This is a genomic window from Actinomadura geliboluensis, from assembly GCF_005889745.1.
Lineage (GTDB): Bacteria > Actinomycetota > Actinomycetes > Streptosporangiales > Streptosporangiaceae > Spirillospora > Spirillospora geliboluensis.
The window spans coordinates 1-9255 of sequence record NZ_VCKZ01000364.1 but is presented as its reverse complement, the minus strand read 5'-3'; the positions used below and the strand labels follow the sequence as shown (position 1 = coordinate 9255).

Genomic DNA, 9255 nt, shown 5'->3' with positions numbered 1-9255 from the left:
TCCCCGACGAACTGGCCCAGTTCGTCGGCGCCTCCCGGATGGGACGAGACGTCTGCGAATACGGCGGCGTCCTGCGAAGGCCGTGAGCGTCCTCCGCGACTCGCAGCCAAGCCGGATATCCGCTGGGAACTACTGCGTACCAAGGGGAATGTGCTCCTCCGCACCGTCAGCCTGTTCACAGCTCTGGGCACCTGTCGACATCGGCATGAGGCGGTTGAGAACGTCGTCCCTCACCAGTAGTGGTAGACGGTCAGTCGAGAACGGGCCGGGTCAGGTGTACGCACGCTCGTGGTCGTCAGCAGTTCTTTTGCCCCGCAGTTCGGTGAGGTTCCCTGTAAGCACATCGTCGCGGTGAGTGGCCTGTCGACAATTGGGCGGTCACCCATGGAGGTCCTGCCCGTAGGCATGGCTCCCGCGGTGATGGTCGGGCGGCGCGGGTGAGGCCTGGTAACAGAGTGGAGCAACGTGCACCTCACGGCGGGGCCAGGTGATGGCGGCGATCAGCGCGATGGGCCAGGCGAAGCCGATGGCGCAGCAGATGGCATTGATCAGGATGATGTAGCCGATGTCGTCGGCACCGCGGACAAGGGCGATGAGGGTCGGCAGCACCGCGAGGAAGGCGGGTAGGGCAATCAGCCCTAGCCAGAAGAAGATGCTGTCCATCAGAACGGCCATCGGTTCATTCCTTCCTGGTTCAGAGTGTCCGTCGTCGGTTCCGGTCGGGAATCTGGGAGGGGGCTCGCCGTGCGGACGCTGTCTCGTGAGGCTTGCTTCCGCTCATCTCCAGTGCCTCGTCGATGGGGAAGGGGAAGTCTTCGGCTGCGCGTTCCACGTCCGAGCCCCGGAGCAGTCCTGCGTGCGATGTAGCCGGAACGGCTTTGGCGATGATGTCCCCGGGCAGGTTCGTGGTGATCTCAAGGACCGTCCGGATCTCTTCGGGTTGAGGTTCGTGTCCCTGAAGGCGGAGCTTGGCTCGTAGCTGGTCGGCGATCTGGGTCGCGCGCTGCTCTTGGCGAGCCTGCTCCCATTCGCTGCGGTCCGGACCGTGGGTGCGCGCACCCCACTCCGCGCCGGTGCCTTCGAGGAGTTCTTCGCGTTGAGGCGCCGGGTCCCCGGTGCGGACGTTGGGGTCTCGGGTGAAGAAGGGTGCGGCGTGGGTCATTGCTTCGAGCGGCTCCTTGCCTTCGGCGCGGAACCGGTCGTAGTGGCTCATCGCGTGTGGATGCAGGCGGCGGAGCTGCTCTTCGCATTGGTGGACCGCGCGTGCCGCTGAGGCGTTGCCCGTTGCGTATGGGACGCCGGCGGCCCACGCATCGGCGACGTCCAGCAGGTTGGCGTGACGAAGCCATTTGCGGTCGTGGGCTCGGCCCCAGCGTGAACGGGCTTGGGCGCGTACGACTCGTTCCTTCTCGGCTTCTGCTCGTCTGGTCTCCTCCTTCAGAGCCTGCCGGGCGGCCTTTAAGCGGTGTTTGCGCTGGGCGACGATCTGCTGAACTCCGGTGGCGGCGGAGATCAGCTGGATGAGTCGCTGCCCAGTGTGCTGGAACCCTTCAGTGATCGGGTCTGGGTGTTGCTGGGTCATACGGTCCTCCGGTTGGTCGGTCTGGGGGCGGTCGTCCGAGACGGATGCTGGATGGCGGGTGGCTGCTGCCCGCTGGTTGAGCGCCGGATCGACGCGGTGTCCGGGAGCGGGTCCGGGCTGATCGCTGAGGCGACGAGTGCGGTGACTCCAGCGGGTGCCATGCCGGTGCGGGCGGCGACGCGAGTGATCTGCCGGGCGATCTGGTCGAGTGGCAGTTCAGCGATCAATGCGGCGGCGGCTTGGGCGGCGGCCACGCGGGACTCGACGAACTCCAGTTGTCCCCCAGACTTCTGGATTCTCTCATCTATCACCAGGTCAGGGAGGGGAGTTACAGAAAGTAGCGCCTCGCGGACAGCCGTATGTCCTGCCGGGGACAGCAGGTCTGCCGGGTCCTGGCCGTGGGGCAGGATGGCCGCATCGACCGGGCCGGTGATGCTCCGCAGGGTTCGCCAGGCTCGGACTGCTCCGGCTCGCCCTGCGGGGTCGCCGTCGAGTGCGATGACCAGTCCGGAAGTGTCGAGATCGGTGTGGGCGGCGACGGCCTCGATCTGCGCGGTAGTGATCGCGGTACCGCAGGGTGCGATGGCGGTGTAGGTGTCCGGCAATGTGGCGTTGACCGCGATCGCGTCGAGCGGACCTTCGACCAGAAGGGGGCGTGTCGTGCCGGAAAGCCTTGCGCGCCCCTCGTGGAGACCGAAGAGCATGCTGCTCTTGTGGAAGAGCGGTGTTTCTGGGCTGTTGAGGTACTTGGGGCCTGGGGCGTGGTCACGTCGGCGGCCGATAAAGCCGGTGATCTCGCCGTCCTGGTCGCGGAAGGGAAACAGGACGCGGTCGCGGAACAGGTCGAAGAGGTCCCTATCGCCGTCTCTGCGTTTCACCAGGCCGGCTTGGATGAGTGTCTCGTCTTGATGCCCGAGGTTGCGTAGGTGGTGGAGGAGGGTCTGGCGGGAACGGGGGGCAAGGCCGAGTTGCCACTGCTCTTGCATCGGCTGGGTGAAGCCGCGGGAGGCCAGGTAGCGGGCTCCCCAGCTTCCACGGAGGCCGCGCCGGTAGAACTGGTGAGCGTCGCTCAACGCGGCACGGATCTCTGACACGGAGACGTCCGGTTCGGGGTGCGCGGGCTTGGTAGAACCAGCTGCTTGCGAGGAAGTGGGCTTCTTGGGCGCGGGCGCGGTCGCGGTGAGCGCGGAAGGAGCGTCACTCGGGGGCGCTTCTGTGAGGCGGCGCCTGATGCGCGTGGCCGTCCGGACGATCTGGTCTCCGACGACACGGACCGCCGCCGACGAGTTCGCTCGGACGTCTGCTCCCGCCCACAGGCGCGGTGCCGGGAAGGACAGGTGCGCGACGGGCATCCCCAGTTCGGCGAGAACGAGGTAGGCGACCGAGTCCGCCAGGACGCGCCGAACACCGTGGCAGGGTGCCGAGTGGGAACCGGCGGCATCGATATGTCCGCCGGTCCTCAGCGCATGTGCAAGTTGGTGGGCGAGGCACGACGCTGCGGTGGTGTCGTCGAGTTCGGGGGGAAGGTGGATGCGGCGGTCTGGCTGGCCAAGGTAGGTCCAACCTTGGCCACGATCGACGTAGAGGTCGAGGTCGGCGGCAAGCTTGGACAGCCGGCGCAGTCCTTCCGACGGGGAGGCCAGGTGTTTCTCGGCCGCTTTTCCGTCGGTCTGGTCGACGTCGAAGACGGTTCGGCCTCTCCCTCGGGTGGAGATGATCCTGACGCCTGTCTCGCCGCGGCGGACCTGCCGGCCCTGCTTCTGCCACGAGTCGTAGGAGCGCACGTCGGTGGCGGTGGGCCGTTGCGCAGTGATGAGCAGGGTGTTGGTGAATCCGTATCGTCCATGTCGACTCGCCTGCAGCAGCCACTCGTCCCATGGAAGGTGTCCGCTGACGAGACGGACGACCATGTGGTCGGTGATCCCGTGCAGAACGTCGATCCGGTGTCGCTGCTGTTCGTCGTCGGCCATCACGATTGGCGCCTTGCCGATTCCGCGCGCACAGCGGCGATCATCTGCGTGAGCCGGTGGTTCGCGATGGTGAAGCCCCGCTCGCGCAGGCGGTGGCCGAGCCGATCCCGGCCGAGTAGGACGCCTTCTCTTTCCGCTTCCTGCTGGAGTTGGCGGGCGATGGCCATCAGTTGGCCGTCTTGCTTGCCGTCTGCTGCGTTCTCGCCAGTGCCGTCATATGCGGCGGTCTCTGCGTCCGACAGCCGGTTGAGCGCTAGTCGGTCGGCCAGTGGTGCCCGCCATCGCCACGACCACCGTCCGTAGTCCTGCTGGAGTTGCGACACGGCCGCGAGGTGGCGTTGCTGCAGTTCCAGCCCTTGCCGGTATTCGGTGATGTGCCAGAGGATCATGCGGCGCCAGAGCAACAGGCTGGAGATGGGTGCGAGCGCCCAGCGCGCGGTCGGCACTCGTTCGACCCGGCGGGCGGACGTTAGCCCGACCCACCGCCGGATCAGGTGTCGGACACCTTCGATCACGGTGATGAACAAGACGGGCATGGCGGCGTTCATCACGCTTCCGGCGAAGCTCCCGTGCGCGGCGGACACGTTCACCAGGACAGTGCCGGCGATGTAGAGCCAGGCGACCCAGCGCAGCACCGGCCATGGCAGGTCGAGGTACTCCATCAGCAGGTCCCAGGCCAGCAGGATCAAGATCCCGACGTCCATCCCGACTGGGACGATCCAGGCCAGGCCACCGAAGTGCGGGGCGGCCATCTGCTTGATGGTGGTGAAGGATCCGAGTCCACCGAGGACGGCGAGGGCCGCGATCAGCGGTGCGATCCCGGCGGCCGTCCACCTGACGACCTGGATGTCCCGAGGCACGCTCGGGGCCTTGTCCGTGCCGTCGGCCACAGTCGTCGCTTTCGGTTGCCGGAGTGGGGTCATCGAACACGCCTCTCGACCATCCAGACCAGCAGCCGCGCGACGTACCGTGCTTCGTTGGTGGTCCCGAGGAGCCGGCCGTGGGCGGTGACGTAGACGTACACGCCGTCGGCTCCGGCGCACAGGACGGTTTCGGACCACCCGTTGTGCCGGATCCGCAGGCGCCAGCGTCCGTTGCGCGGTTTGCGAGCCCGCACGCAGGCCCCCAGCCGCCTCAACTCCCAGTGCAGCCGAAGCAGTTTGGTACGCCGTTCTTCCAGCTCAGCCTGCGTGGTCGTTACCTGCTTCTGCATCGCGTCTCCCGGTGGTGTCAGCCGATGATCCGAGCGGCCATCAACTAAAGTCCTTGATCAGAAGATGCAGCACGACTAGACGTTGGTCAATTACAGTGAGCGACCGGCGTGTTGGTTACTTTCGGAGTGATGGCTCCGCCGTCACAGGCTCCGCCGCCGGCTCACCTCACGCGGCGGCAGGCTCGGGACCTGGTCTGCCTGTGTCTGTGGGGTCATAGGGGCCCACGGGTTGGGGAACCCGGCCATGGCCAACCGAGCTTGCGTGGGCAGAACGGCATTCTCAGGCCGGACGGTGGCGTGGTGGCCCGCCGCCGCATGGTCGAGGTGGTATCTCGTTTGGCGGGCCGCCTCGGCTTGAGCTTGCCGTTGTTGCAGCAGGCGGATCTGGGTGATGGTCTCCACCAACGCGATCAAGCGTGCGACCAGCCCAAGGATGGACGCGGTGGTGCGGGTCTGGGGCCCAGCCAGGGACAGCAACCGGGCCATGGTGCGCACGGCGTTGCCAGCTGAACTGGGACGGGGAATGCGGCCATAGGGTGCGCGCGCGGCCCGGTCGTAGGTGTCAGCGGCGCGGCGGAGATGTGGATTGCCGGTGGCTTTGGCTGCGATATGGAGGGCGTCGGACGCGGCCCAGCAGGCATCCTCGGCCTCGTAGGGATTGGTGGCCAAATGCCGTCGGATCTGGGACGTGGCGTAGGCGGCTGCCCGAGTCGCATCGTCGTAGAACGCCTGCCGCTCTTCGGGCGTGAGATCGTACAGCGCGGGGCCCAGACCGCCGCCGGCATCCCATATCAAGGTTTCCCATCGTCGCTGGATGCGTGGCAGGGTGAGATCGTCGGCGAGTCGCCCACCGGTATACCAGGTGGGCTCCTCACCGCCGCCGGGCAGCGCGACGGCGTAGCCGGTGATCTGATCGGGATCGATCTGACTGAAGCGACGCCGCACCAGCAAGTTCTGCGCTTCGAGCAGATCGAGGAACTCGTGGACCGTCCGGGCTTCGTCCGCCGCGCGGCGGACGGTCGTCCGCAACACGGCGCGCGCCGTCCGCTCTGACAGATGCCGTCCGGACAGTGGACGAGACCCCGGACGATCAAGGCCTTCCGGAACCCATCGACGTCGAAGCTTGGGCAGCGTGAGGTCGCTGGCCAACTTCCCGCCGCCGAACCACACGGGCCGTCCGGACGGCCCTACATCATCACGCAATGCGACCGCGTAGCCCGTGACCTGACCGATGGTGCGTTCACTGTGGCGCTTATGCACCAGAACCCCTTCAGCCGCGAGGGCGGCGAAGAACTCGGCCTCCGTCCGCGCCCCCGCCGCCGCAGTGACCACATGCCGCCGCAGCGCACTGCGGGCCGGCTCCGTCCGGCCGACGCGTTCGGATTTCTCGGTCTCGGCGCGCTTGGGCCGCCGCGCCGCCGTCCGGTCCGCCGGCGCCGTCCGCCGCAACCGGTAGCGCTCCTCGACCGCCCGGCAGGCGGCGCGGAGTCGGTAGCCGTCATTCCACACATTGGGGCGGGTCCCGTCCTGGCGGGCCAGGGTGGCGACGATGTGAACGTGGTCGTCGGCATGCCGGACGGCGAACCAGCGGACGGCCTCATCATCGCCGGACGGAGCGAGCCCCGTCCGGTCCATGATCTCTGCGGCGATCTCTCCCCACTGACGATCGCTCAGCATCGGGTCGTCCGGATGTGCTCGGACGGCTACATGCCAGACCGGCTTGGGATGGTTGCGTTCACCCAGCAGGTCGAGCGGCTGCTGCATCAGAGCGTCCAGGCGCCGGAAGTCGCGCTTCCCGTCCCTCCCTGTAGGTGGTTCGAGCGCTGCCGGCGAATCGAAGCCCGCGACGATATGTGGATCACGATGTTCGTTACGGCGCCCCGGCCCGTACAGGTAGCGGATCAGGCCCGGCACGCGCTTTCCGCGCATGACCTTGGCGATCACGCACCCTCGCCCGGCCACATCTGGCGAATCACAACCATGGCGATCGAGATGTGCGCACCACCGCATGTCACAAGCCCGCCCCGGAGCGGGCGAGCGCGAGCCCACCTCGATCTCACTACCGAGGCCTCGGCGTATTGGAGCGGCGGAGAGCCCTTCTGATCTCTTCAGCAACCGCATCGATGCTCTGTGTCGAGGCCGCCGCAACCCGCGCGTACTCCTCCAGCGCGCGGGTGGGCTGGCCGACCGAGTGCAGAGCCGCAACCGCCTGATTGAGATTTATCCCGATGCGACGGGCTTGCCCGGCAGCGCGCATGACCTCGCCCAGCAACTCTGTCAGCGGCGACCACTGCGGAGGATCAGCCTGTGTGGCGACGGCAACCACGACCTCACCTGCGTAAGCGCTCATCGCCATGCCGACCCGCCCAGCCGCCGCTCGGACCACGGCATACTCTTCGCTGCTCAGGGGAACCCGCAGCCCCGTATCTCGCCGCTGACCACGCAGTCGCTCCCGACGATGTCCCTGCGTTTTTCGATGCTTTCCAGCACCACTCCCCCGCCCCCCTTGGAGAGGGCCTTCCTGCTCATCAGGCGCCACCCGGCCTCCCATCGAGCTGGTTGGACTTCGCCCGTCACTTCTTCGGACCGCGCCCGGTCCCGAAGCCCGTAAGTGTCATTTACGCCATTACTTGCCCCGCGCCGTGGGACCACCAGCGCGGGGCAAGTCGGGGTGCTCCTCCAGGTCAGAGAGGACGACATCACAGCACTTCACGGGATGGGCGCGACACGATGAAGGGGCCGCGGCCCGGCCGTTGAAGAGCACAAGGTGGTCGTTCCGCACGGACAGGGGTCCAGTTGAGCTCGGCCGCGTGCCGTCCTCGGCCTACCGACCGCGGCGTGGATGCGGCGGCTGCGGCGGCGAGCGAAGCTCCGGCGGCACGTCTTCGGCTGGCCCCGGTCTTGGGAGTACCTCGCTGATCGTTCTGGGGAAGTCCTCACTTGCAGAGCCCACTTGGGCGTCCCCTCGATCTGCCAGGTCTGCCTCTACATGCTGGTCGTGCGACGCCTCTTCGTTGTCGTCCACGGCATGGATAGGAGCAAGCGCACTTGCCGCCCGGCGGAAGCCGTCGCCGAGTTCGGCCGCCTGCTCGGTGACCCGCCCGAGCGCATTGTGCGCCGCGGTTACGGCGGGAGCGGGATCGTCACCGCGATCATTCCCAAGCCTGTTCGCGTCCAACTCCCGCGTCAGGAACGCGTCGATCTGCTCGGCCGTTTGCGCCATGCGGAAGGACGTCTGAGCGAGGTTGCCGAGAACCGTGTACGCCGCCGCCGGTTCGGACAGCCCGGGAGGGCCTTGTGTCAGGTGGTTGAGGGTTCGGACACGCTCATGCAGCTCGCCGGCGAGCCGCTCGATGTCCTCGTCGGTTGAGGTCTCTTGATCGTCCATGTGGATTGCGCTCCAGCATCGAAGAAGATTCGGTCATGCAGCAGCCCTCTCAGTAGGCGATAAGTAAGGAAGACTGAGATCACTTCAAGTGATGTCCAGCTGTTTGCGCTCCATGGTGCCCTGAGTTAGTCCAGGTGACCAGCAGGCCCATCGGCGTGTTGCCTCCCAGTCGACACGAATTGGAAGCCGGTTCGATCGAGACTTAAGCGGCTGCGAGTGGCTTAAGCTGCGCGGAAGTCTTGCTAGGGACGATGACCAGGTCGATGGACTCGGAACCTCAGCCGCCTCCATCACATGCCCGGCGAACCATCCGCCACCCGGACACTCCGGCACGCCAGCAGCGAACAACCGACCAGCCAAGGCATCGCCCCGGTCGTACCGTAGGCTCGCCTCATGGCCAGCGCTTGGCAACTCAGATCCACATCTCAGAACGATAACGGCACCGCATAGCTGCAGGTCGCGAAGTGTTCTCCCCGCGCGAGCGGGGGTGGTCCGGCGAGGCTCGTTGGCCTCATCCTTGATATCCCGTTCTCCCCGCGCGAGCGGGGGTGGTCCGCCCCAGGCGCTGATGTGGGAGCGGTACGGGCAGTTCTCCCCGCGCGAGCGGGGGTGGTCCGCCGCTGTAGGCTTCGGGGCCGCCGTCGCGGTCGTTCTCCCCGCGCGAGCGGGGGTGGTCCACTGGAGGAACTGGGCGAGGTCGCGGTCACCGGTTCTCCCCGCGCGAGCGGGGGTGGTCCGCATGAACGACTGGGTCGGCATCTCCTGCAGGAGTTCTCCCCGCGCGAGCGGGGGTGGTCCGAAAATGCCCTGGGTTTCGGTGGCGGACCCGGCGTTCTCCCCGCGCGAGCGGGGGTGGTCCGTCGGAGTCGATCGATTTCGCGACCACGTTCCCGTTCTCCCCGCGCGAGCGGGGGTGGTCCGTACTGGTCGCAGATCTCCGGCGCGGTGATGGCGTTCTCCCCGCGCGAGCGGGGGTGGTCCGTGGAAGCTCGACGTCAACACCGGCACCGTCAGGTTCTCCCCGCGCGAGCGGGGGTGGTCCGTTCGATGACGGCGGGCAGCTGCCGCAGGGCGCGTTCTCCCCGCGCGAGCGGGGGTGGTC

7 protein-coding genes and 1 CRISPR repeat array are annotated in these 9255 nt (G+C 67.2%); all 7 genes read right to left on the bottom strand.

Annotated elements, in window-relative coordinates; genetic code table 11:
- Positions 1-378: 378 nt before the first annotated feature.
- Positions 379-675 (bottom strand): hypothetical protein, encoded by a 297-nt coding sequence (locus ETD96_RS34785; protein WP_138640725.1) that lies wholly within the window; start codon positions 673-675, stop codon positions 379-381.
- Positions 676-694: 19 nt separating this feature from the next.
- Positions 695-1582 (bottom strand): hypothetical protein, encoded by an 888-nt coding sequence (locus tag ETD96_RS34780; protein ID WP_138640724.1) that lies wholly within the window; start codon positions 1580-1582, stop codon positions 695-697.
- A complete protein-coding gene (locus tag ETD96_RS34775; protein ID WP_138640723.1) occupies positions 1579-3552 on the bottom strand; it encodes a toprim domain-containing protein in 1974 nt (657 codons plus the stop codon). The genes ETD96_RS34780 and ETD96_RS34775 overlap by 4 nt, the downstream gene beginning before the upstream one ends.
- Positions 3552-4475 (bottom strand): DUF2637 domain-containing protein, encoded by a 924-nt coding sequence (locus ETD96_RS34770; RefSeq protein ID WP_138640722.1) that lies wholly within the window; start codon positions 4473-4475, stop codon positions 3552-3554. Before ETD96_RS34770 ends, ETD96_RS34775 begins: the two co-directional genes overlap by 1 nt.
- Positions 4472-4765: a hypothetical protein gene (locus tag ETD96_RS34765; RefSeq protein ID WP_138640721.1), complete on the bottom strand. Its 294-nt coding sequence runs from the start codon at positions 4763-4765 to the stop codon at positions 4472-4474. The genes ETD96_RS34770 and ETD96_RS34765 overlap by 4 nt, the downstream gene beginning before the upstream one ends.
- Before the next feature lie 141 nt (positions 4766-4906).
- The gene (locus ETD96_RS34760; protein WP_138640720.1) at positions 4907-6709 is read right to left on the bottom strand and encodes a relaxase/mobilization nuclease domain-containing protein; all 1803 of its coding nucleotides are present in this window, start codon (positions 6707-6709) and stop codon (positions 4907-4909) included.
- Between the two features lie 880 nt (positions 6710-7589).
- Entirely contained in the window at positions 7590-8153 is a 564-nt protein-coding gene (locus tag ETD96_RS34755; RefSeq protein WP_138640719.1) for a hypothetical protein, read from the bottom strand.
- 466 nt (positions 8154-8619) lie between these two features.
- Positions 8620-9196: a CRISPR direct-repeat array (repeat unit 29 nt; unit sequence GTTCTCCCCGCGCGAGCGGGGGTGGTCCG).
- Positions 9197-9255: the final 59 nt, after the last annotated feature.